We start from the raw sequence: 22,899 nt of genomic DNA, 5'->3' as shown, positions 1-22,899 counted from the left end.
CGATCCGCAGTGTGCCGCTGATCGCTGTCAGATGCGGTTGCCGGCCTTGTCGAGCCAGCGCGCGAACAGGGCATCCAGACTCAGCTTGCCAGCACCAATGAAGAACAGGGCCAGCAACATTACAAAGTAAGTAATGGCCCATTCGATTCCGTTGTTGGATACGACAAAGTTGCCTGATTCTGTCAGCCAGTCGTAGTTGCCGTATTCGCGCAGCAAGTCTTTGGCCTTGTCCAGGCGTTGCATGGCGCCGTCGATACCGGCACCCGGAAACGGACTTTGCGCATCCGCCACCGCTTGCCAGCCATTGACCCAGTGAACCTTGAAGGCCGCGACCAGCATCGTGACCATTAGCGGAATCGCGAACCAGCGAGTGGCCAGGCCGAGCAGTAACGCGATGGCACCACCCACTTCCGCACCGACAGCGAGGTAGGCCATCAGGGTCGGGAATGGCAGACCAAGACCCCAGTTGGCATTGCCGAACCACGCAATAACATTGTCCATGCCGGCCAGTTTGTTGGTGCCGGCAACCCAGAACACGGGTACGAGATAGAGACGCAACGCGAGCGGCCCCAGAAAGTCCACTGCCCGGGTGGCAGCAAGCATTCCGCGCAAGCGGTTCAGAGTGGTACGCATAGTGGCTCTCTCTGTTAGTTGGGGAGTAAGAGCGGGTCAGTCCGGATTGCGCGCCGTGCCCAGCAATATTCCAGCTTCGCGCATCTCGCCAAGCGCTACCGCTCCGTGCTCGAGCAGCGCGTTCTGGTCGGTGTAAGCAATTTCCTGAGCCAGGCCGAGTATGATGTCGCGACCGTTGTGACCCTCCTGATTGTCAGCAATCATTTCCAGCAGGCGCGCGGTAAGCGGATTGAGTTCCATGAAACCCAACTCATCGTTGTCCTTGCGATAGACGGACAAGAATGTAGCCTGTTCCGGCGCTTCGTCGGGTTGATACGTCGCGTCGATGCGGTGAACCGGAAACCGGTAGGCAAGAGTCCAGGCCAGCACTGATTTGATCGGCACGCCAGCCTGAAGATCGCCGTCGCCGTCGATTCGTGACAGGTCATTGGATTCATCACTAACGGACAATGCCAGTTCTGCCCACTCGTAATGCGCGAGTTCGATAAGAAATGCCGGGTCATCCTGCGTTAGCTCGTATTCGTCCTGCAGAAACGCAATAAATTCTTTCGGAATCTCCAGGAAATAAGGCGTCTGCGCCTGGTGACTGATCATGAAGGCGCGGACCAGCCGCCGCCAACCGCTGTCGCCGTACAGTGCCTTCAGGACAGGGAAGGTACTGCCAAGTAATTTGAAGAGATTGTTGAAGAACAATTCCCTGTAGATGGCCATGCGCCGGTCTTCGATGGCGTCCGGGGCCGGCGCGTGGTCGGGGTCGCGGATATGTGCCGCGAAAGCGTATTGCGCTTTCTGGAATGCCGGAATGTCAGCCATGCTGCTTGCCCGCAACTTCTGCCGCATCGACGCTGGCGGTCTGCATGTCCCGGATCCTTTGTACTTCGGCATACAGCTCGGCGACTGGCGGGAAATTGAAGTCGCGTTCGAGCAGCGTTGGGACCGGTCCGAAATGCTGATAAGCCGCGCCCAGCAGATTCCAGACCTGGTCATCGACGGCGTCGCCGTGAGTATCGATGCGCAGATCCTCGGCCTCCACGTAGTGACCCGCAAGGTGGAAGTAGCGCAGGCGCTCTGCTGGCATTGCACGCATGAAGTCCAGTCCGTCGTAGCCGTGGTTGATGCTGTTTACAACGATGTTGTTGATGTCGAGCAGCAGATCGCAATCGGCTTCTTCGAGTACGGCCAGCGTGAATTCGGTTTCCGTCAGGCTTGAATCGACCGGGGCATAGTAAGACACGTTCTCTACGGCCATACGGCAGCCCAGAATGTCTTGCGCCCGGCGTATGCGTGCAGCAACGTAACGTACAGCGTCCTCGGTGAACGGTATGGGCATCAGGTCATACAGTTGCCCGTCGTCGCCACAATAGCTCAGGTGCTCGGAATACGATTCAATGTGGTGTTCTTTCATGAAGTCACGAATATCACGCAGCAGCGCTTCATTGAGTGGTGCAGGCGAGCCGATGCTGAGGGACAGTCCGTGGATAAGAAACGGGTAGCGCTCAGTGAAATAGCGAAACTTCTTGCCGAGCTTGCCGCCGACGTGAATCCAGTTCTCCGGAGCTACTTCCATGAAATCGACATTATTCGGCGGATTCGCCATCAACTGATCGATTAAGCCGCGACGCAATCCAAGTCCGGCTCCGGCAACAGGGTAGGGACTTGCGGGTCTCGGCATGGTGCGGGTGCTCCCGGTTGCGATACGTGTCGATTCAACTGACCTGTGGACAGCTGCAATTATTACAGAGACAGGCGGGTGCCCGGCAGGTTCAGCGCAGCAACTGCCTTAACCGTTCAAGGTAACGCTGCTCATCGGGCGCGATGCCATCCCGTTGTGCCTCCCACAAGGTCTCGGCCAGCGCTTCAATCATCCGGTGCTCGGCATCGTGCACATCGGTTGCCCGGCGGCGTATCTGCTCGGCAATCTGGCGCACGCCGGGCGGTCTGTCAGTCTTAAGCTGATCTCTAAGTGCCAGATGCAAGCCCATGTGAAGAAAGGGATTTGTTTGGCCGGATTCGGGCATGAAGTCGCTATCAACAGCGTCCTGACGGACGTGTTTATGGTACTCCGGATGGTCTTCCAGCACCGAGGCAATCTGCGCTTCGAGTGGGCTGAGTGGTTGCTTGTCCTGCACCTTGCGCCAGGCATCGATGTACATCTGGCGCAGTTCGTTGCGGTCCTGACCGAATATCATCAGCTGTCTGCCAGGACTGACTTGCCGCGGTATTCGCAGAGATCGTTGATAACACAGTCCATGCATTTCGGCTTGCGGGCTATGCAGGTATAGCGTCCGTGCAGGATCAGCCAGTGATGCGCATCCTTCCTGAACTCGGCCGGAGTGAGTCGGGTCAGGCGCTTTTCAACTTCCAGTGGCGTTTTGCCTTTGGCAAGGCCAGTGCGATTCGATACGCGAAAAATATGCGTGTCGACCGCTATCGTCGGTTCACCGAAGGCTGTATTGAGTATGACGTTGGCGGTCTTGCGACCGACGCCCGGCAGCGCTTCCAGTTCCGCGCGTGTGCGCGGAACTTCACCGTCGTGCTCTTCAAGCAGCAGGCGGCAGGTCTTCATGACATTGCTCGCCTTGGTATTGAACAGGCCGATGGTCTTGATGTAGTTCTTCAACCCATCGAGACCCAGCTCGAGAATGGCAGCCGGGGTATTGGCAACGGGGTAGAGCTTGTCCGTTGCCTTGTTGACGCCGACGTCAGTGGCCTGTGCCGACAATATGACTGCGATCAGCAGCTCGAACGGCGTGCGGTAGTTGAGCTCGGTGGTCGGCTGCGGGTTCTGTGCGCGCAATCGCCGGTAGATTTCTGTGCGTTTGTCGTTATTCAAGGTGGGCTACTTACTGGGTGTTGCGAAATTGGCGAGCGGCCACGGTCCGCTGGCTACGTTGCGTGCGACGTTCATCGGCGATGTTTTTCAGCGCGACGGCCAATCCAAGGCTGAAGAATGCGCCTGGCGGCAGGATCGCCAGCAGGAAACCGCCATCGAACAGCGTCAGACCCGGCATGACGTCGCCACCGAACAGCATATCGAGGCGCGCCAGAATCGTGCCCTGGCCGAGTAACTCGCGAAAAGCACCAAGCGCGCATAACAGCAGTGCAAAGCCGCTGCCCATGGCCAGCCCATCGATCAGGCTGGCACCTACGGAATGCCGTGAGGCATAGACCTCTGCCCGTGCGACGATTGCGCAGTTGGTCACTATCAAGGGTATGAAAATACCCAGTGAACGATCGAGCGCCGGTAAAAAAGCCTGGAATACGAGTTCGATGCAGGTCACCAGGCTCGCGATGATCAGGACGTACATCGGAATACGGATTTCGCTGCGGATGAAGCGCCGCGTCGCGGACACCAGGACGTTGGAAGCACTCAAGACCAGCAGTGTGGCAAGCCCCAGTCCCAGCCCGTTGACGAAGCTCGTGGTCACCGCGAGCAGCGGGCACAGACCGAGCAACTGGACGAGACCGGGGTTCTGTTCCCACAAGCCGTTACGCATTCGGCTCATCAGCGTATCGTTCATTGGTCAGCGTCCTCTGTCACTTCCTGGCGGAACACGTCGTCCTTGTGCGATTCGAAGTATATCAAGGTCTCCTTGATGGCTTTGATGACGGCACGCGGAGTTATGGACGCACCGGTCAGCTGATCAAACACGCCTCCGTCACGTTTGATGGACCACTGATCCCGAGCGGGGGAGGTAAGGGATTTTCCCGGAAACTGCTCGACCCAGTCGGACTTCGTCGACTCGATAAGATCACCCAGCCCGGGCGTTTCCCGGTGCTCGAGTACCCGGACGGCACTCAGGTCACCGTCGATGTCGATGCCGATGAGCAGGCGGATAGGGCCGGAAAAACCGTCGCGGGCTGTGACCACAAAGAGTGCCGCGACCGGTTGCTCACCGCTGTAGACCCGATAAACGGACACCGGACCATTCCCGGGCAGCTCGTGCGGCGGCTGAATTTCTATCGCAGACTTCGACAATTGACTGTCGTAATAAAGCCCACCCAGCGCGGGTGCGAGGCTCGCTTCGAGAAACGCCTGTCGATTCTCCTCGATCCGGTCAGCGGTGACTCGGTGAGTCCATGACACCAGCAGCGTGCATACAGCGGCCAATACGGCGAGTATCACGCCACTGCGCCAGACGGAGGTCTTGTTGTGGTCCGTGGGGGTCATTCGTTCTGACCGCGATCATTCCGTCGCGGGTGCCCGACGATTCTCGGCTTGGTGAAGTAGTCGATGGCCGGTACCGCGAGATTCATCAGCAACACCGCGAATGCGACACCGTCGGCGTAACTGCCCCAGCGGCGTATCGCGAAAATCAAAAAGCCAATGCCAAAGCCGTATACCAGGCGGCCACGCGTGCTGGTCGCTGCGGATACCGGGTCCGTGGCGATGAAGAAGGCACACAAGATAGTGCCGCCGCTGAACAGGTGAAAACCGGGTCCCGGGCTGATACCGGGATCGATGAAGTACATGACACCTGCGGGGATCAGCAAGCCCATCAGGACGGCAAAAGGAATGTGCCAGCGAATGATTTTCTTGAGTAACAGCCAGCCGCCACCGATGGCCGTGAAGTTGGCAATCCACTCCCAGCCGCGACCGCCAAAATCGCCCATACTGGGCAATGCCTGAATTTCACTGAACGTGCGCATGTTGTTCAGCCCGGCCTTCACGGTATCGAGCGGTGTAGCGCGGCTGATGGCATCGAAACTCAGGTAGTCCGGTAATGTCCCGGTCAGGGTGTAGCGGAAGGTCTCAAGCACCGTCAGGTAGTGGTAGTCGAGGTCGCCCATGCGGGGCTGTGTCCAGAGATTCAGGTACATGGGGAAGGCCACCATGACGGCGACATAGCCGGCCATTGCCGGATTGAAAATATTGAAACCCAGTCCGCCGTAAAGGTGCTTGGCAACCACTACCGCAAACAGCGCGCCCGTGGCAGTCACCCACCAGGGCGTCAGCGCCGGCAATGCGAAGACCAGCAACACGGCGGTCACCATGGCGCTGTAATCACCCAGCGCGGTCTCAATGGAACGGCCTCGGATCCGCATCATCGCCGCTTCGCCCAGTGCGCAGAACAGCGCGGCGACCATCAGGTTCAGAATGAAGCCCGGCCCGAAGAACCAGGTATACGCCAATGCGGCCGGCACCAGTGCGAGCAAGACCTGGCGCATGATGGCCGCAACCTCGGTAGGCGGCGTGACAAACGGAGCTTCGCGGCGTTCGAATTCCATGCCGCTATTCTTCCTTATCCGGCGACGGTTTGCTGTGTGCGGCGCGCTTCAGCATGTCTTTGATGGCGTCAGGACCGACTTTTTTCGCCGTGCGCTTTTGCGCGGCCAGTTGTTGTTCACGTTCTGCCTGTTCCCGGCGCAGACGTTCGTTGCGTGACTCGAAGCGCTGGCGGGCGCGTTCGGCGCGCGCTTTTTCATCGGCCAGTTCGCGAACCCGGCCTTTGGCCTGACGGAAATCCGCGGTCAGTGGAATGTGGCTGGGGCAAACCAGATCGCAGCAACCGCATTCAATGCAATCGGTCAGCCCGTACTCGCGCAATTTCACTTCGTTGTCGGCGCAGGCGTACCAGAACAATTGTTGCGGCAATAATTGCACCGGGCAGACTTCTGCGCATTCGCCGCAACGTATGCACGGCGATTCGACACCGGTCGACGGTGGTTGTGAGAGCACCAGCACGCAGTTCGTGGCCTTGACGAGGGGCACCTGATCATTGCTGATCGACTTGCCCGTCATCGGGCCGCCGATGACCAGCGTGGCGGCGCGGTCGGTGTAGCCGCCGGCCGCTGCCGTTACTTCGGACAGAGGGGTGCCGATACGTGCAAGTACGTTGCACGGTTCCCTGATGCCGTCGCCGGTCACCGTGGTCACGCGTGATATCAGTGGCTCGCCCAGATTGATCCAGCGATGCACGGCCGCTGCGGTACCAACGTTTTGCACCACACAACCGACATCGCTTGGCAGTCCGCCGCTCGGAACCTCCCGGTTGGTGACCAGCTGTACGAGCTGATCTTCACCACCGGACGGGTAGATTGTTGGTACCTGTTTCAGTACAAGCCGTGGATCTTGAAGCTCCGCCAGCGCATTGCCTATGCTGGCTAACGCTTCCGGCTTGTCGCTTTCGATAACGACGAAGCAACTGTCTATGTCGAGTGCATGCATGATGACCTGCGCGCCCCTGACGACGTCACTGCCAAATTCACGCATCAACATGTCATCACAACTGATATACGGTTCGCATTCAACGCCGTTCAGTATCAAGTGTTGCAGGGGAGCCGTGATGGCCTGCATCAATTTCTGCGCCGTTGGAAAAACCGCACCGCCGAGACCGACGATGCCGCCTTGCAGGATTTTCTGCAGTAACGCGTCCCGACTGAGCTCGCGATAATCGCTGATTTTCTCGTTGCCCTCGAATGCGCGATCGTCGCCGTCGCAGTCGATAATGATGCAGGGCGCTTTATCGCCGAGTCGCCTTGAAACCGGCCAGGGTTCGATCGCGACAACCGTCCCCGAGGAAGGTGCGTGCACGGGCGCACTGATTACGCCATCGGCTGCAGCGATGATCTGACCTTTCAACACCGATTCGCCAATGCTGACAATCGGCTGGGCAGGTTCGCCGACATGCTGCGCCAGCGGCAGGATCAGCTGTTTCGGTAACGGCAATTGCTTGATCGCTGCCGTCGTCGACGCCGCTTTCTCGCCGGGCAGGCGTAAACCACCGTGCAGTTTTCCGAGGTCGAAAGTCGGTGCGCTCATCGTGCATCCACCATGCTGATGCAATCAACGGGGCAGGGTGGCAGGCAAAGTTCGCAGCCGGTGCACTCGCTCGCCAGCACCGTATGCATGAACTGGTGAGCACCGACTATGGCGTCGACCGGACAAGCGTCGCTGCAATGAGTGCAGCCGATGCACAGTGATTCATCGATGACCGCCAGCGAGTGCTTCATATCACTGGCAGGCTCTGTTGCCAGCGGCAGAGGTTCTTTGCCCAGTAGTCCGGCAAGCCGTTGCACGGTTTCGTCGCCGCCGGGCGGGCACAAATTGATCTCGGCTTCGCCGCTGACGATGGCGGCGGCGTAAGGGCGACAGCCCGGATAACCGCATTGCGCGCATTGTGTTTGCGGCAGCAGGTCATTGACCGTATCCACCAGGTCATTGCTGTCAGACGGCAGGCGGCGTGCAGCCACACTTAACACGAGGCCGGCAAACAAGGCGATCAGCGTGATAAGCAGTACGGCTAGCCACATGGGAGCGCTGCGCGGGTCATGGTCGCGCCATGCCGGAAAAGCCCATGAATGCGAGTGACATCATCCCGGCGGTAATCAAGGCAATGGCGGTGCCGCGAAATGGCAGCGGCACATCGGCCGCTTCCAGGCGTTCCCGCAAGGCGGCGAACAGCGTAAGCACCAGCGCAAATCCCGCTGCGGCACCGAAACCGAAGAACAGTGCCTGCAGAAACCCTGTGGCTTGTTGCACGTTCAGTAACGCTACACCCAAAACGGCACAGTTCGTCGCGATCAACGGGATGTAGATGCCGAGTACCTGATCCAGTAACGGGCTCAGGCGTCGCACCATGATTTCGGTGAACTGCACGCTCGCAGCGATGACCAGGATGAAGGCGATGGTCCGCAGGTATTCCAGTCCAAGCGGCTTCAGGGCGTACTCATGCAGGAGAAAGCTGACGGCTGCAGACAGTGTCAGTACAAAAGCCGTAGCCAGCGACATGCCGAGTGCCGCCTCGAGGTTGCGCGACACACCCATGAACGGGCACAGGCCCAGAAAGCGCACCAGCACAAAATTATTGACCAGTACGGTGCTGACAAGAATAAGGATGATGTCTGTCATAGCCTGACGACGATGCGCCAACGACGCAGCGGCTTTTGCGAACCTGCCACTATTGTAGTGTTTATGTCAGCGCGCGTCGCCTGTGCCTACTTGACCCGCATACCGGGTTCGGCGCCGTCGTCCACTGACAGCAGAAACACGTCTTTGCCGCCCGGACCGGCGGCCAGCACCATGCCTTCAGAAACACCAAAACGCATTTTCCTTGGCTGCAGGTTGGCTACAGCGATTACCTGACGGCCAACCAGTTCGTCTGCCGAGTAAGCCGATTTGATACCCGCAAACACGTTGCGTTCGCCTTCACCCAGGTTCAAGGTCAGTTGCAATAGCTTGTCCGCGCCTTCGACTGGCTCGGCCTTTTCGATTCGGGCGACCCGCAGGTCGACTTTCATGAAATCGTCAATCGAAATCATGCCGTTATCTGCCGGAACGGCGGCGGGAGCCGGGGTCTTGCCGGTGTCTTTGGATTGTTCAACCATGGCCTTGATCTGCTTGTCTTCAACGCGGGTTAATAAAGGTTTGAATTTCTGGATGTTCGCGCCTAACAGCGGGGTCATTGCATCGTCCCACTGCCACTCCGGCTCATTGAACAGCTCGCGCGCTTTGCCGGAGAGATCCGGTATCACCGGTGTCAGGTAAATCATCAATGTGCGGAACAGGTTCAGTCCCTGGGTGCAAACTGCCTGAACGTCATCTATTGCTGCCGCGTCTTTCACCATGAGCCACGGTTTTTTCTGCTCAATGTAGCGATTGGCTTTGTCAGCCAATGCCATGGCAGAGCGCATGGCTTTCGAGAACTCACGGGCCTCGTAGGCACTGGCGATGGCCTCGGCTTCCCCGACAAACTCGGCAAACAGTGCCGGGTCGTCCAGCGCTGTCGACAATTCTCCAGCGTAGTTCTTGCTGATGAATCCGGCGCAGCGACTGGCGATATTGACCAGTTTGCCAACGAGGTCGGAGTTCACGCGGGCAACAAAGTCTTCCAGGTTCAGGTCGATATCTTCCATGCCGGGACCGAGCTTGGCCGCGTAGTAATAGCGGAGACAGTTTGGATCCAGGTGATCTGCGAAGGTGCGCGCATTGATGAATGTGCCGCGCGACTTCGACATCTTCTTGCCATTGATGGTCAGGAAGCCATGCGCAAAAACACTGGTCGGCGTGCGCATGCCCGAGCCTTGCAGGACCGCCGGCCAGAACAACGTATGAAAATAGACGATGTCCTTGCCAATGAAATGGTAGACCTCGTGTTGGCTGTCCGCCTTCCAGTAGGCGTCGAAGTCGAGATCGTCACGCTGCTTGCAGAGGTTCAAAAAGCTCGCAACGTAGCCCATGGGCGCGTCGAGCCAGACGTAGAAATATTTGTCTTCCGTGCCGGGAATACGAAAACCGAAATACGGTGCATCCCGTGAGATATCCCAGTCCTGCAGGCCACTGTCGAACCACTCCTCCAGTTTGCTGGTGATGTTGCGATGCAATTTCGCGTCACTGATCCAGGTGCGCAATTGCCCGGTAAACTCGGAAAGGCGGAAGAAATAGTGTTCGGATTCTTTCCACACCGGCGTCGTGCCGGAAAGGACTGATACCGGATCAACAACCTCGTCCGGTGTGTAAGTAGCGCCGCAGTTCTCGCAGGCGTCACCGTACTGATCCTCAGTCTTGCAACGCGGGCAGGTGCCTTTGACGAAGCGGTCCGGCAAGAACATCTTTTTTGTCTCGTCGTACGCCTGTTCGATGGTCTTGGTATAGATATGGCCGGCATCGCGCAGCGCTTCGAACATCTGGCAAACCAGCTGTTCGTTCTCTTCAGAATGAGTGGTGTAGAAGTTGTCGAAATCAACATCGAACGCTTGCAGGTCAGACAGCTGCTCGGCGGCGATTCGTTTTATCAGTTGCTCGGGCGTGATTCCTTCTTCCCGCGCGCGGATCATGATCGGCGTGCCGTGCGCATCGCTGGCACAGACGTAGGTGCACTGGTGGCCACGCAGTTTCTGAAAACGCGCCCATATATCCGATTGGATGTACTCCACCAAATGACCGAGGTGAATCGAACCGTTCGCATAGGGCAATGCGCTGGAGACGAGAATCTGGCGAGGGCTGGCAGTCATGGCTTTCAGGTTGGTTTCCGGCTAAAAGCGGCGATTATGCCACGATGTGGCGCTCTGGATGACAGTTCCGGTGAGGCGCCGGAAAGCGCCGGTGCAGCAAGACAGGGCGGTGATAGGGGCGGTTAAGGCCTTACTTCTGGTCTTTGACCTGCTGGAACTTCGCTTTGTTGTTGGCCTGCTGGTAGGCCTCTTTGCCGGAGACAAAGCGCCGCTCGACGAGATCCATCAAGGCCGAATCCATGGTCTGCATACCGACGGCAGCGCCACTTTGCATGGCGGTTTCGAGCTGATCCAGTTTGCCCTGGCGAATCAGATTGGCCACGGCCGAGGTGTTGACGAGTATTTCCAATGCCGCGATGCGGCCAGGCTTGTGTTTTGTCGGCAGCAGTTGCTGTGAAATGACACCGCGCAGCGACGTGGACAGCATCGTCCGAATATGACTTTGCTTGTCGGCGGGGAAGCTGTTGACGATACGATCAACGGTCGGTGCTGCCCCATTGGTGTGCAACGTGCCCATAACCAGAATGCCCATTTCTGCCGCCGTAATAGCGACACTCATGGTTTCGAGATCGCGTAGCTCGCCAACCAGAATTACGTCCGGATCTTCGCGCAGGGCAGAGTGCAGTGCCGAGGCGAACGATTCGGCGTGCACGCCAACTTCGCGCTGGCTGATAAGGCAGCCCTTGCGCTCATGCACAAATTCGATGGGGTCTTCAACGGTCAGGATGTGGCCTTTCAGGCGCCGGTTGATCGAGTCAATCATTGCCGCCAGCGTCGTTGATTTACCGGAGCCGGTCTTGCCGGTTACCAGTATCAGCCCTGACGTCTGTTTGCACAGGTTGCTGACGACCTCCGGCATTTTCAGTTCTTCAAGAGACAAGGCCGTAGAGGGAATCGCGCGGAACACAGCGCCGACGCCATTGAGGTGGCGCATGACGTTGACACGAAAACGGGACAATTCGGGTATCTCGTACGCGAAATCGACTGCGTCGTCTTTTTCGAAATCGCGCTGTACGGTGCCGCTCATGATTTCGTACATGGCTTCCCGAACAAATTCCGTCGTCAGGACATCCTGACTCAGGGTTTGCAGTGAGCCGTGTACCCGGACCCGCGCGGGATCGCCGGAAATGAAATGCAAATCCGAGCTGTTTCGCTCGAGAGCTGTCTTCAGGTAGGTGTCAATCTTGTTCAAAGGATTGGAATTCCTGTGCTACGCGTGCCCGGTTAGCTGCCTTCGCCATCGAGGACCGGCAATATGCCGGTGTCGGTTACAAATCGTTTGAACGTGCGCTTGTCACTGGCATAGCGAATAGCGTCGTCCGGATCGACCTCGCGTGCCTCAATGCACTCCATTAACGCCTGATCCAGCAGTTGCATACCCTGTTCGCGTCCGGTTTGCAGTTGCGCCGGGATCTGGTGTGATTGATCGGTCATGATCAATTTGGAGATCGCGCGGTTGTTGACCAGTATTTCCAGCACGGCTTTGCGGCCGCGTCCGTCGGGAGTCTTGACCAGAATCTGGGTGACGACAGCTTTGAGGCTCTGCGCGAGAAAGCTCTTTGTCTGTTCGCGTAATTCACCGGGTTGCGCGTCGATGATGCGGTCAATGGTTTTTACCGCACCCGTCGTGTGCAGGGTGCCGAGCACCAAATGCCCGGTTTCAGCCGCGGTCATCGCCATGGAGATGGTTTCCGCATCGCGCAATTCACCGACCAGTATGACGTCCGGGTCTTCGCGCATCGCGGATCGAACGCCATCGGCGAAACTCGTCAAATGTGTGCCCAGTTCGCGCTGAATCACCTGGCAGTTCTTGCTCGGGTGGACGAACTCGATCGGATCTTCGAGGCTGATGATATTGAGGTTACGCGTTTGATTCAGGTGATTGATCATCGCCGCCAGCGTGGTCGACTTACCGGTGCCGGTGGAGCCCGTGACCAGGACCATGCCCTGGTGAAAATCACAGAAGTCGCGCAATGCACTCGGCAGCTTCAGTGATTCCAGTGTTGGCACTTCGTTTGGAATGTAACGAAAAACGGCGCCTACGCCACTGGCTTTACGGAACAGATTGACGCGAAATCGTCCGCCATCTTCACCGACATACGAGAAGTCGAGGTCGTGGCCGGTGTCAAAGTGCTCCCGTTGCGAGTCGCTCAGGATTTCCAGTACGTAACTTTCCAGCTCGGTATCGGATAATTCGCGAAACTTGATGGGCATCAAATCGCCGTTCATACGCAACATCGGCGGTACGCCAACGGCGAGATGAACATCCGAGCAACCCTGAGCGAGTCCCAGTTTCAGGAATGAATCGATACGTGGCATGAATTCGCACTCACTGTTCTTATTACGTACCCAATAGTGCTTGTCACCACTGAGTTGTGCTGCTGCCGGCGAGGAGCAGGCCAGTAACCAGCTATCCTAGGTGGATTTGCCAGCCAGCACCAGTGCGCTGGCGCACATTTTCTTACAATTCCAGTGAGTTGAGAGCGTCGATCAGGTCGTTCATCGACTGGTAGCGCTTGGATTTGTCGACCGACATGGCCTTGCCCACAACGGCAGCAAAGTCGTCGGGAATTTTCTTGTTCACTTCCTGGCACAGGCGCGCCTTGCCCTGGACGTGCTGGTACATGACCGACATGTGATCGCCGCGAGAGTAGGGCGGAATGCCGGTCAGCATTTCGTACATGATGACCCCGATGCTGTAAATATCGGCTGTTTCATCGACCTTCTTGCCAAGGATCTGTTCCGGCGCCATGTACTTGGGCGAGCCGATGACGTAACCGGTCTTGGTCAACTGGGTATCGCCACTGCTGGCAGCAGCGGCAACGCCGAAGTCCACGATCTTGAGCAAGGACTCATTGTTAATGAGGATGTTGGCGGGCTTCAGATCGCGGTGAATAACGCCCGCCTGGTGGGCCACGGCCATGCCGGTCGCCATGTCCAGCGAGAATTGCAGGGCCCGCTTGAAGTCCATCGGCTTGTTGTCGACGATTTCGCCGCCGAGCGTGTGTGACGGGAAATACTCCATCGAGATTGCGTAGCAACCTTGCAGATGGAGGAAGTCATAGATTCGGATCACGTTGCGGTGCGTAATCTTGCGTGAGTAGCGCAATTCGTGAACGAAGCGCTTCATCATTTCTTCGTCAGATGAGACGTTCGGGTTCAGGAACTTGAGAATCAGGCGCTCATCGACCACCTGATCCTGCATGAGCAGCACGGTGCCGAATGCGCCTTTGCCGATCTTCTCTATGTACTTGTAGCGACCGTCGATAACGGTGCCAGGTTCCAAAGTCGAGATATCGAGAACCTGCGGGCCGCCGGCCTGGATAATGCTGTCGATATCCTCGTTCTCGATGAGCAGCGTCTTGGTCTGGTCGACGATTTTTTCGGCGCGCACATTTTCTTCAATAATCGACGGCGAGAAGCGGGCATCGATTTCCTTGATCGCCGCGTCGGCGCTGTTGATGATGGTTTTGTCGCTGGATAACTTGATCTTCTCAAGTGCGTTGCGCACGGTTTCTGCGCGTTTTTCGTCCGCCAGGTGCGCGATCGCCTTGATGGCCTCCACTTGCACGTCGCGCTCGCCCCTGGCGAGCAATGGAACAATGTTGTCGATAACGTTGTGATCGCCCAGTTTGCCCAGTGCGCGAATCAGCACCGTGTCCATCTTGTTGTCTTTGCCGAGCATGGCAACGAGCTTCGGTACCGCCTCTTTGCTGCCGATCTGAGAAAGTGCGTCCACGGCACGCTCGCGTACCCACCAGTCGGAATCGTCAGTAGCCACCATGAGCTGTGCGACGGCGCTCTCGTCCTTGGTGGAGTTCAGTATTTCGATAGCCGTGCGCCGGATGTCTTCGTCTTTGTCGTTAATGAGCCGGATGACGGACTGGACCACTTTCGGCCCGCCGATCTCGCCCAGTGCATCGCCAGCGCGCGAGCGAACCCACCAGTCATCGTCTTTGATGGCATCGAGCAGATGCTTCACTGAATCGGGATCGGCCAGTTCATTGAGTACCTCAACGGCGGCACGGCGAGTGTATTCGGATTCATCTTTAAGTGCGGGCAGGAGGTATTCCACCGTGTCCGGGTGATTCATATTGATGAGTACTTCGACCGCCTTGCCTTGTACGTCGAGGTCCGGGTCGAGCAATAGCTTCGCAACCTTGCGGATATCCACGTTGCCTTTGCGCCGGGCGAGCGCGCCCAATGCGGCCGATCTCACCATCTTGTGACCGTCGCCGAGCTGCATCTCCAGCGCTTGATTGATTTGTGTGCCTTTGAATTTTCCCAGCAGGCTGATCAGGTGCATTTTGATAACGGGGTCTTTGCCGCCCATGCGATTGATCAGGTCCGGCACAATTTCATCCGTGGCGATGTCTTCGATGATCTTGAAGAGCGCGGCTTTTTCCTTGGGTTCGAGCTCGTACGCACGGCGCAGCACCTCGTAAACATTCAGGCTCTGCTTGTGCACTTTCAAAATTTCAATGAGTGCCGGTTTCGACACTTCGGCATCGTCAAGGAAATCGAGCAATGCGTTGGGGTTGTAGTTGTTGCTGCTGGAGAGAGCCCAGGCCGTGCCGGAGATGACTCGTTCTCCACCGTCCGCGAGGCCTTCACGAAAATACTTGAGAGTCTTGTCGTTAACGTAGCTGGCGAGTATGTCGACGAACACCATCATGTGCGTGCGGTCACACATCGCCAGCGCATCAATGGTTTTGGGGATTGCTTTGGGACCCAGATTTTTCAGCTTCTCGATGCTGCGCTGCGCGGACGGCGAATCCATGTCCTGCTCAGTGCTAAGTGCACTGAGCAACTGATCCGCCCTGAACCCCCCCAGTAAATTCACAGGCAGCGATCCGCCCACAGCGACAAGTGCGTGCCGTGCTTTTGATTGTTGGCGATCGAGCGCGCCGCAGCGCGGCGGGCAATTCGGATACTTGCGCGCCAGTTATTTTTTGCTCTCAGCATCTGTGCCGTTAGTCCAGTGTTGCGTCGCGCCCGGCGGGCGGTACAGGATCAGCGAAGCTAGGCCCCCCTCGCTGTCTCTGTTTCGTCTTGGCGGCATTATGCCACATTGATCGTCAGGTCCAATGAAGCGCTGTCTGCGCCTCCATTTCGGAAGTAGGGGGATCAATTCGCCGATTCCTTCGCTACAATGTGCGACCCTTGCGCACGCCGTTATCGGTAAAGCGCAATTTTACCTAATCCATAACTGTGAAGTGTGACATTGTCGGCAGAAACAGAGCTGAAAGACGCGATTAACGCGGCGATAGTACCGGAGATTGGTTATTCGCTGGCTGACGTAGGGCGGGTGCGGATTACCGAATTCAGTGCATCTCGCGTGGGCATCGACATCAAGCTTGGCTTTGCGGCCAGCAGACTTGAGAGTGTTTTGCAGTCATTTGTCGCCGGGCTTGCGCGGCAGACCGTCGCCGACGCCGAAATCAGCGTGACGATTTCGAGCAGCATTGTCTCCCACGGCGTACAGCACAACCTGAAACCACTGGCGAACGTGCGCAACATTATTGCGGTCGCGTCAGGCAAAGGTGGTGTGGGTAAATCGACCACCGCCGTGAATCTCGCGCTGGCATTGGCTGCCGACGGCGCAGCCACGGGTATCCTCGATGCCGACATTTACGGTCCCAGCCAGCCCACGATGCTGGGGTTGGCAGGTCAGCGTCCTGTGAGTGACGACGGCAAGACCATGCAGCCCTTGTCTGCGCACGGTATCGAAGTCATGTCGATTGGGTTTCTGATCGACCCGGATCAGCCGATGGTCTGGCGCGGCCCGATGGTGACCCAGGCTCTGAACCAGCTGTTGACCCAAACCCGCTGGGGAGACCTGGACTATCTCATTGTCGATATGCCGCCTGGAACGGGTGACATTCAGCTGACATTGTCGCAAAAGGTTCCGGTCAGCGGCGCTGTTATCGTCACGACGCCACAAGATATTGCCTTGCTGGATGCGCGCAAGGGTTTGCAGATGTTCCGCAAGGTTTCGGTTCCGGTGCTCGGCATTATCGAAAACATGAGTACCCACGTGTGCAGTCAGTGTGGCCATGAAGAGCCGCTGTTCGGCAGTGGTGGCGGGCAACAAATGGCCGCAACCTACGACGTGGATTTGCTCGGCCAGTTGCCACTGGAGATGGGGATACGCCTGCAAACAGACAGCGGTCGCCCGACGGTCATTTCCGATCCGGATAGCAGCGCGGCAGATGCCTACCGGCGGACGGCCCGGCGTATGGCGGCACGGCTGGCGATGCAGGGCAGGGACTACAGCAGCAAATTTCCCAACATCGTCGTGGAAAACAGCTAGCGGTCGATCAGCTGGGCGAAAACGTGCCGACGCTCGTACGTCGGAACCATCAGAACAGAGTGGACTAAATGAGTATTAAATCGGATCGCTGGATACGGCGGATGGCAGAAGAGCACGGCATGATAGAACCGTTCGCGCCGGCCCAGGTTCGCGAGTCTGACAAGGGCCGTATCGTTTCCTACGGTACCTCCAGCTACGGCTACGATGTTCGCTGTTCAAACGAATTCAAGGTGTTTACCAATATCGAGTCCGTGATTGTGGACCCTAAGCACTTCGATGAATCCAGCTTCGTCGACAAGACCAGCGACGTGTGCATCATTCCGCCGAATTCGTTTGCGCTGGCGCGAACGGTTGAATATTTCAGGATCCCGCGCAACGTGCTCACGATTTGCCTCGGCAAATCCACCTACGCGCGCTGCGGCATCATCGTCAACGTGACGCCGCTGGAGCCGGAGTGGGAAGGGCATGTCACGCTCGAGTTTTCCAATACGACGCCACTGCCTGCCAAAATCTACGCGAACGAAGGCGTGGCGCAGATGCTGTTCCTTGAATCCGATGAGGTCTGCGAAACGTCCTACAAAGACCGGGGTGGCAAATACCAGGGGCAGCGGGGCGTGACTTTGCCCAAGGCCTGACCGGCCGCCGTTACAGCGAGTCCGGGTACCGCAGCGGCTTGCTCAGAACCTTGTTGTCGAGCAGGCACTGGCCATCGCGATAGACAATGCGGCCACTGGCGAACAGGTTCGCGGCGCGCGGGTAAATCTGATGCTCGACCTGCAGCACGCGGGCCGCCAGCGTTTCCGGGTCATCGCCAGGTTCAATCGCCACCCGTCCCTGCAGTATGGGCGGGCCACCATCCAGTTCTTCCGTTACAAAGTGCACTGTGCAGCCGTGCTCGCGATCGCCGGCGGCGAGGGCACGGGCATGGGTATGCAGACCCGGGTACAGCGGCAGCAAAGACGGGTGGATGTTCAGAATTCGTCCGGCGTAACGGCTGACGAACGGCGCGCTGAGTATCCGCATGAAACCCGCCAGGATGATCAGGTCGGGCGCGAGCCGGTCGAGCTCCGTTGCGAGGCTTCGGTCGTAAGCCGCGCGGTCACTGATGCCTTTCGAGGGCAGGCAGCGGGTATCGATACCGGCATCCTCCGCCCGTGTCAGCCCGCCTGCCTGCGACCGGTTGCTGACCACCATCGCCAGCTCGAAGTCCAGCTCGCGACGCTGGGACGCGTCGATAAATGCCTGCAGATTGGTGCCGCCGCCGGAGATCAGGACGACGGCTTTTTTCCGCGGAGTGGCACTCAAACGTAACGTACCTCGCCCGCGCCGCTGGCTATATCGCCCAGTAGCCACGCGTTCAGACCGTCACGTTGCAGAGTTTCGAGGGCTACCGCGGCTTCGTCTTTGCTGACTACGACGACCATGCCTACGCCGCAATTGAAAGTACGCCGCATCTCGCTGGTATCGATATTGCCGCTGGCCGCCAGCCAGTCAAACACCGGGCCCTGCTGCCAGCTGTTGACCTTGATCTCGGCGTGCACATCAGCGGGCAGAATCCGTGGCACGTTTTCAGTGAGTCCGCCGCCGGTGATGTGCGCCAGGCCTTTCAGCGTTACGGCTTTGCCGAGTGTGAGCAACGGTTTGACGTAAATGATGGTCGGCGCCATCAACAGGGCCTTGGCGTCCTCGCCATCGATATCGTGGCTGTCGGCTACTTCGAGCACTTTGCGGATCAGGGAATAGCCGTTCGAATGCGGGCCGCTGGACGCGATGCCAAGCAGCGTATCGCCGGCGGCGATTGTACTGCCGTCGATCAGCTCAGCGCGCTCGACAGCGCCGACACAAAAGCCGGCAAGGTCATATTCGCCCGGCTGGTACATGTCCGGCATCTCGGCTGTCTCGCCGCCGATCAGCGTTGCGCCGGCCTGGTGACAACCCTCTGCAATGCCGCCGACCACGGCCGCGGCGACCTCGACATCGAGTTTTCCACAGGCAAAATAATCGAGGAAAAACAATGGCTCAGCGCCGGTAACTAAAACATCATTCACGCACATGGCGACCAGGTCGATGCCGATAGTGTCGTGACGACCGAGTTGCTGGGCAAGCATTAGCTTGGTGCCCACGCCGTCCGTGCCGGAAACGAGGACCGGTTCACGGTAGCGGTCCGGTGGCAGCGCGAACAAGCCGCCAAAGCCGCCGAGTCCGGCCAGTACTTCGGGTCGCCGGGTGCGCGCCACGAGAGGCTTGATGCGCTCAACGAGAGAGTTTCCAGCGTCGATGTCAACGCCGGCGTCGCGGTAGGTCAGAGGTTTGCGGGTCATGTAGGCTCGCGGGTGCGGGCTGTAGTCACACTGGGTGCACTAAGCGGTGGTAATTCTTGCAAGGGCGATATAATAGTGCCTAATTATCCAAACCACCATTAGCCAGACCCCGTCTCCGGGAAAACACCATGTTGAGTAACTTTATGAATACGTCCGCGATGCCGAATGGCAAGTGCGGCATCCGTGCTTTGCTGCTTGCGATGCTGTTGCTGGTCGTCGCTCCGGCGCATGCCGTCGAAATTGACGACTTGTACAGCGCGGAAGTACCGGTTGATCCCAATGATTCTGATTCGCGCGAAACGGCCTACGAGCGCGCGCTGCAGCAGGTGCTTATCCGTGTCACCGGTTCCGAGGATGCGGCATTTTCGCCGGAATTGAAGGCGCTGTTCCCGAATCCGGCGCGCTACGTACTCCAGTACCGGCCGGGCGAGGGCAATTCGTTGTGGGTCATGCTGGACGGTGCAGCGATTGAAGATGTGTTGCGGCGAGCGTCCATGCCGGTATGGGGCAATGACCGGCCATTGACGGTGCTCTGGATTGCGGTGGACTGGGGGCTGGGCGAGCGGGAATTGTTGCTGGCGGCACCCGCGCAAAACGCCCGCAAGCCAGCCGGCACGGTCGACCGCGCCCAGTCACTGCGCGACCGGATCCAGCGCGTCGCGCGCGCGCGCGGCGTACCTGTTGTGTTTCCGACCCTGGCTGCTGACGACGATCGCATCAGTTTCAGCGATGTATGGGGCGGCTTTCATGAGCGGCTGATGGACGCTTCGAGGGCCTACGGCTCCAGTTCCATCCTGGTCGGGCGCTTGCGGGCCGATGCCGTTGAGCGCAATCGCTGGAGTTATTACGTCGGGACTCAGCAGCGGCAGTGGGCGGGCGAAGCCGAGGATGCGATCCACTTGCTGGCGGATTCGCTGGCCGGCGAATTCGCCTTTGCCGGCAACGCCGGTATTGAGACGGTATCACTCAGTATTGCCAATGTGGGCTCTGCCGGTGCATTCGCGGCCGTGCAGGGACTGGTGGACGGTCTCGACATGGTGGCGGCCTATACTGTCACGGAAGTGAGTGGCAACCAGATTCGTTACTCGATCGATATCAACGGGGGGGCGCGGCGCCTGGCTGCCGTGCTCGACTTGCGTGCGGAACTGGCACGGGCAACGGTGTCGCCGCTGAATTCCGGCGCCGCACCGGTCCGGTCCACCGCCACCCTGTTTTACGACTACCGTCCGGCCACACGAGGCATGGAATAACAATGAGTTACAACATATAGCTAAGGTTGCTTCGGTGGCTGGTGCCGGGATTGCCGGCGGTGTCTTGCGGCGCTGATCAGTGTTGTTGTGGAATTCAAAAAAAAAGACTGTTGAAACATGAGTTTCCGATGGATACCTAATGCCATTTCGATGATGCGTATCGCGCTCGTGATACCCATACTCTGGCTGATCGCGCAGGATCATTACCTGCCGGCGTTGTTGTTATTCTTGCTCGCGGGATTCTCTGACGGGGTCGATGGCTTCCTGGCCAAGCGCTATGGCTGGCGCAGCCGGCTTGGTGCATTGCTCGATCCGATCGCTGACAAACTGCTGATCGCAGGCGTGTTTGTCATGCTGGTACTGGCCGGGTTGATTCCCGTCTGGCTGGCAGTGATTGTCATAGTGCGCGACGTGGTAATTGTGGGCGGCGCAACGGCCTACAACTTTCTGGTTCGACCGGTACAAGGCGAGCCGACCCGCATCAGCAAACTCAATACGGCATTGGAGTTATTGCTGGTGTTGTTTGTCCTTTGCCGTGCAGCGCTGGGCTGGCCGCCGGAGGTCAGTGTCACGGTGCTGGGTGCGTGTGTGCTGGTGACCGTGGTAGTCAGTGGTATCGACTATGTCTGGTCATGGTCACAACGCGCACGCGGACATGCACAATAGGATGCTTATGAAAGCCGACAATCGATTGAACTGGCTGATCGCCATCGCACTGACGGGGTGGTTGCTGTGGCTGCTGGCACCGGTATTGACGCCGTTTGTTGCGGCCGCCTTGCTTGCTTATATCGGCGATCCGCTGGCGGACCGCCTGCAAACCCTGCGCTTGCCGCGAACGCTGGCGGTCATTGCCGTGTTCGTCTTGACGCTGCTTTGCCTGGCGTTGCTGCTGCTGCTGGTCGTGCCGTTGATCCAGACCCAGGTGAGTGCGTTGCTGGACGCCTTGCCCGGCATCATCGCGCAGGCAGAACAGGTCTGGTTGCCGAAAATATCCGGTTTCATTGGAGTCGAACCTGGAGACGATGTCGGCATATCGGCCTTTCTTGACCGATACCGCGACATGGCCGGGTCCTGGGGTGCCAAGATTCTGCTGTCCCTGTCGCGCTCCGGTGGCGCATTGGCGGCGGCGGTTATCAGTTTGTTTCTGATCCCGATCCTGACCTTCTACCTGCTGCGCGACTGGGACACGATGATGGCGCGTTTCGGTTCGCTGATTCCCGCCCGTAACCGGGGTACCGTGTTTTACCTCGCGCGCGAAACCGACGAGGTACTTGGGGCGTTTTTGCGCGGCCAGATTCTGGTGATGATTGCATTGGCGATCATCTATGCCGTCGGCCTCAGTCTGGTCGGCCTGCAGTTCGCCATCGCCATCGGTGTGGTTGCCGGCCTGGTCAGTTTTGTACCTTACCTGGGCTTTGTCATCGGCATAGCCCTCGCCGCGCTGACGGTGGTCATGGAGCCGGACCCGCTGCTGCGGCTGGTAGGCGTCATTGCGACGTTTTCCATTGCGCAAATGATCGAAGGTTCTTTCCTGACACCGAAGTTGGTCGGCGACCGGATCGGCCTGCACCCGGTTATCGTCATCTTTGCGGTCGCGGCCGGCGGCCAGCTGTTCGGCTTTTTCGGCATCTTGCTCGCTCTGCCCACGGCAGCGGTGCTGTCGGTGCTGGTCAAGTTCATGTACAGCCGTTACCTGGCCGATCATCCGGACGCGCGGATCATTGCGGACCTGGGGGATTCCTCCTCTTGAGTCAGCTCGCATTGCCGCTACGCACTGCCGACTACGCGGTATTCGACAGTTTCTGGACCGCAGGCAACGAACCTGCCGTCGCCTACCTGCAGGAGCTCGTCGGTACGGCACAATCGCCGGGCTGCTGGCTGAGCGGTCCGGCCACCAGCGGCAAGACGCATTTATTGCAGGCGGTCTGTGAACGCATGGGCGACCGTTCCGTGTACCTGCCATTACAGGAACTGGTCGAGGCAGGGCCCGGCATACTGGAGGGCATGGCATCGCGACCCGTGGTGTGCATCGACGACATTACGACCGTGGCCGGCAAGCCGGACTGGGAGCACGCCTTGTTCGATGTCTGGCATCAGCTCAGCGATGCGCAGGGCACGCTGGTGCTGGCGAGTCGGGCGACAGTCCGCGAGAGTGGCTTTGAACTTGCGGACCTGCAAAGCCGCTTTTCCCAGCTCGCCGTGTTCCAGCTGCGAACGCTGGACGAAGAGGAACTGGCGAGGGCCTTGCAGATGCGCGCCCGGCACCGCGGCCTGGAACTGCCGGACCAAACCGCGCGCTACATGTTGAGTCGCAGCCGGCGGGACATGGCGAGTCTGTACACGTTGCTGGATCAGCTCGACGCCGAGGCCCTGCGCACGCAGCGTCGCCTGACGGTGCCGTTCGTCAAGACGGTGATGCCGGACTGAA

The 22,899-nt window shown here is 58.5% G+C and carries 23 protein-coding genes; 6 read left to right on the top strand and 17 right to left on the bottom strand.

Annotated elements, in window-relative coordinates; translation table 11 throughout:
• Positions 1-27 precede the first annotated feature (27 nt).
• From BA177_RS11200 to BA177_RS11130, 15 genes are all read right to left on the bottom strand, one after another.
• A complete protein-coding gene (locus BA177_RS11200; protein WP_068616282.1) occupies positions 28-633 on the bottom strand; it encodes an HvfX family Cu-binding RiPP maturation protein in 606 nt (201 codons plus the stop codon).
• Between the two features lie 36 nt (positions 634-669).
• Positions 670-1,446, bottom strand: a complete 777-nt coding sequence (locus tag BA177_RS11195) for an HvfC family RiPP maturation protein (RefSeq protein ID WP_068616281.1) — start codon at positions 1,444-1,446, stop codon at positions 670-672.
• Positions 1,439-2,305, bottom strand: coding sequence for an HvfB family MNIO-type RiPP peptide maturase (locus BA177_RS11190; protein WP_068616279.1), 867 nt, complete (start codon positions 2,303-2,305; stop codon positions 1,439-1,441). Before BA177_RS11190 ends, BA177_RS11195 begins: the two co-directional genes overlap by 8 nt.
• Positions 2,306-2,396: 91 nt before the next feature.
• Complete coding sequence (locus BA177_RS11185) at positions 2,397-2,822, bottom strand: DUF1841 family protein (RefSeq protein WP_231892435.1); 426 nt, start codon at positions 2,820-2,822, stop codon at positions 2,397-2,399.
• Complete coding sequence (gene nth / locus BA177_RS11180; RefSeq protein ID WP_068616277.1) at positions 2,822-3,466, bottom strand: endonuclease III; 645 nt, start codon at positions 3,464-3,466, stop codon at positions 2,822-2,824. Before nth ends, BA177_RS11185 begins: the two co-directional genes overlap by 1 nt.
• A gap of 10 nt (positions 3,467-3,476) precedes the next feature.
• Positions 3,477-4,154: an electron transport complex subunit RsxE gene (rsxE, locus tag BA177_RS11175; protein WP_068616276.1), complete on the bottom strand. Its 678-nt coding sequence runs from the start codon at positions 4,152-4,154 to the stop codon at positions 3,477-3,479.
• On the bottom strand, positions 4,151-4,804 hold the full coding sequence (gene rsxG, locus BA177_RS11170; protein ID WP_068616274.1) for an electron transport complex subunit RsxG: 654 nt from the start codon (positions 4,802-4,804) through the stop codon (positions 4,151-4,153). The genes rsxE and rsxG overlap by 4 nt, the downstream gene beginning before the upstream one ends.
• Positions 4,801-5,862, bottom strand: coding sequence for an RnfABCDGE type electron transport complex subunit D (locus BA177_RS11165; RefSeq protein ID WP_068616272.1), 1,062 nt, complete (start codon positions 5,860-5,862; stop codon positions 4,801-4,803). Before BA177_RS11165 ends, rsxG begins: the two co-directional genes overlap by 4 nt.
• A gap of 4 nt (positions 5,863-5,866) precedes the next feature.
• Positions 5,867-7,396, bottom strand: coding sequence for an electron transport complex subunit RsxC (gene rsxC, locus BA177_RS11160; protein WP_068616270.1), 1,530 nt, complete (start codon positions 7,394-7,396; stop codon positions 5,867-5,869).
• A complete protein-coding gene (gene rsxB / locus BA177_RS11155) occupies positions 7,393-7,887 on the bottom strand; it encodes an electron transport complex subunit RsxB (protein ID WP_068616268.1) in 495 nt (164 codons plus the stop codon). Before rsxB ends, rsxC begins: the two co-directional genes overlap by 4 nt.
• 16 nt (positions 7,888-7,903) lie before the next feature.
• Positions 7,904-8,485, bottom strand: a complete 582-nt coding sequence (gene rsxA / locus BA177_RS11150; RefSeq protein WP_068616266.1) for an electron transport complex subunit RsxA — start codon at positions 8,483-8,485, stop codon at positions 7,904-7,906.
• A gap of 86 nt (positions 8,486-8,571) precedes the next feature.
• Positions 8,572-10,587: a methionine--tRNA ligase gene (metG, locus tag BA177_RS11145; RefSeq protein WP_068616264.1), complete on the bottom strand. Its 2,016-nt coding sequence runs from the start codon at positions 10,585-10,587 to the stop codon at positions 8,572-8,574.
• Positions 10,588-10,717: 130 nt separating this feature from the next.
• Positions 10,718-11,779 carry a type IV pilus twitching motility protein PilT gene (locus tag BA177_RS11140; RefSeq protein WP_068616262.1) on the bottom strand — a complete coding sequence of 354 codons (1,062 nt, stop codon included), beginning with the start codon at positions 11,777-11,779 and terminating at the stop codon, positions 10,718-10,720.
• 32 nt (positions 11,780-11,811) lie between these two features.
• On the bottom strand, positions 11,812-12,906 hold the full coding sequence (locus tag BA177_RS11135) for a type IV pilus twitching motility protein PilT (RefSeq protein ID WP_068616260.1): 1,095 nt from the start codon (positions 12,904-12,906) through the stop codon (positions 11,812-11,814).
• Between the two features lie 142 nt (positions 12,907-13,048).
• Entirely contained in the window at positions 13,049-15,430 is a 2,382-nt protein-coding gene (locus BA177_RS11130) for a HEAT repeat domain-containing protein (RefSeq protein WP_068619244.1), read from the bottom strand.
• Positions 15,431-15,805: 375 nt separating this feature from the next.
• Here BA177_RS11130 and apbC point away from each other — a divergent pair, with 375 nt between their 5' ends.
• On the top strand, positions 15,806-16,900 hold the full coding sequence (gene apbC / locus BA177_RS11125) for an iron-sulfur cluster carrier protein ApbC (protein WP_068616259.1): 1,095 nt from the start codon (positions 15,806-15,808) through the stop codon (positions 16,898-16,900).
• A 68-nt stretch (positions 16,901-16,968) separates the two neighbouring features.
• The gene (gene dcd, locus BA177_RS11120) at positions 16,969-17,535 is read left to right on the top strand and encodes a dCTP deaminase (protein ID WP_068616257.1); all 567 of its coding nucleotides are present in this window, start codon (positions 16,969-16,971) and stop codon (positions 17,533-17,535) included.
• A 10-nt stretch (positions 17,536-17,545) separates the two neighbouring features.
• On the opposite strand, the gene purN is transcribed toward dcd, so the two are convergent.
• Positions 17,546-18,205, bottom strand: a complete 660-nt coding sequence (gene purN, locus BA177_RS11115; protein ID WP_068616255.1) for a phosphoribosylglycinamide formyltransferase — start codon at positions 18,203-18,205, stop codon at positions 17,546-17,548.
• A complete protein-coding gene (purM, locus tag BA177_RS11110; protein ID WP_068616253.1) occupies positions 18,202-19,221 on the bottom strand; it encodes a phosphoribosylformylglycinamidine cyclo-ligase in 1,020 nt (339 codons plus the stop codon). The genes purN and purM overlap by 4 nt, the downstream gene beginning before the upstream one ends.
• Before the next feature lie 128 nt (positions 19,222-19,349).
• Here purM and BA177_RS11105 point away from each other — a divergent pair, with 128 nt between their 5' ends.
• From BA177_RS11105 to hda, 4 genes are all read left to right on the top strand, one after another.
• A complete protein-coding gene (locus BA177_RS11105; RefSeq protein WP_082990051.1) occupies positions 19,350-20,471 on the top strand; it encodes a DUF2066 domain-containing protein in 1,122 nt (373 codons plus the stop codon).
• Between the two features lie 117 nt (positions 20,472-20,588).
• Complete coding sequence (locus BA177_RS11100; RefSeq protein WP_068616250.1) at positions 20,589-21,137, top strand: CDP-alcohol phosphatidyltransferase family protein; 549 nt, start codon at positions 20,589-20,591, stop codon at positions 21,135-21,137.
• 7 nt (positions 21,138-21,144) lie between these two features.
• Positions 21,145-22,221, top strand: coding sequence for an AI-2E family transporter (locus BA177_RS11095; protein WP_197492990.1), 1,077 nt, complete (start codon positions 21,145-21,147; stop codon positions 22,219-22,221).
• Positions 22,218-22,898, top strand: a complete 681-nt coding sequence (hda, locus tag BA177_RS11090) for a DnaA regulatory inactivator Hda (protein WP_068616246.1) — start codon at positions 22,218-22,220, stop codon at positions 22,896-22,898. Before BA177_RS11095 ends, hda begins: the two co-directional genes overlap by 4 nt.
• Position 22,899 lies beyond the last annotated feature (1 nt).

This window comes from Woeseia oceani (assembly GCF_001677435.1).
In the GTDB taxonomy this organism is placed as follows: Bacteria; Pseudomonadota; Gammaproteobacteria; order Steroidobacterales; family Woeseiaceae; genus Woeseia; species Woeseia oceani.
The sequence above is the reverse complement of the archived record's forward strand: the minus strand, read 5'-3'. Positions and strand labels throughout refer to the sequence as shown.

Bases quoted from the DNA above. Each gene is read 5' to 3' on its own strand.
- BA177_RS11185 (WP_231892435.1), bottom strand. From the start codon at position 2,822: ATGATATTCGGTCAGGACCGCAACGAACTGCGCCAGATGTACATCGAT.
- rsxC (WP_068616270.1), bottom strand. From the start codon at position 7,396: ATGAGCGCACCGACTTTCGACCTCGGAAAACTGCACGGTGGTTTACGC.
- BA177_RS11100 (WP_068616250.1), top strand. From the start codon at position 20,589: ATGAGTTTCCGATGGATACCTAATGCCATTTCGATGATGCGTATCGCG.
- dcd (WP_068616257.1), top strand. From the start codon at position 16,969: ATGAGTATTAAATCGGATCGCTGGATACGGCGGATGGCAGAAGAGCAC.
- BA177_RS11195 (WP_068616281.1), bottom strand. From the start codon at position 1,446: ATGGCTGACATTCCGGCATTCCAGAAAGCGCAATACGCTTTCGCGGCA.
- BA177_RS11190 (WP_068616279.1), bottom strand. From the start codon at position 2,305: ATGCCGAGACCCGCAAGTCCCTACCCTGTTGCCGGAGCCGGACTTGGA.
- rsxG (WP_068616274.1), bottom strand. From the start codon at position 4,804: ATGACCCCCACGGACCACAACAAGACCTCCGTCTGGCGCAGTGGCGTG.
- rsxB (WP_068616268.1), bottom strand. From the start codon at position 7,887: ATGTGGCTAGCCGTACTGCTTATCACGCTGATCGCCTTGTTTGCCGGC.
- rsxA (WP_068616266.1), bottom strand. From the start codon at position 8,485: ATGACAGACATCATCCTTATTCTTGTCAGCACCGTACTGGTCAATAAT.
- rsxE (WP_068616276.1), bottom strand. From the start codon at position 4,154: ATGAACGATACGCTGATGAGCCGAATGCGTAACGGCTTGTGGGAACAG.
- BA177_RS11165 (WP_068616272.1), bottom strand. From the start codon at position 5,862: ATGGAATTCGAACGCCGCGAAGCTCCGTTTGTCACGCCGCCTACCGAG.
- metG (WP_068616264.1), bottom strand. From the start codon at position 10,587: ATGACTGCCAGCCCTCGCCAGATTCTCGTCTCCAGCGCATTGCCCTAT.
- BA177_RS11135 (WP_068616260.1), bottom strand. From the start codon at position 12,906: ATGCCACGTATCGATTCATTCCTGAAACTGGGACTCGCTCAGGGTTGC.
- purM (WP_068616253.1), bottom strand. From the start codon at position 19,221: ATGACCCGCAAACCTCTGACCTACCGCGACGCCGGCGTTGACATCGAC.
- BA177_RS11200 (WP_068616282.1), bottom strand. From the start codon at position 633: ATGCGTACCACTCTGAACCGCTTGCGCGGAATGCTTGCTGCCACCCGG.
- BA177_RS11095 (WP_197492990.1), top strand. From the start codon at position 21,145: ATGAAAGCCGACAATCGATTGAACTGGCTGATCGCCATCGCACTGACG.
- BA177_RS11105 (WP_082990051.1), top strand. From the start codon at position 19,350: ATGTTGAGTAACTTTATGAATACGTCCGCGATGCCGAATGGCAAGTGC.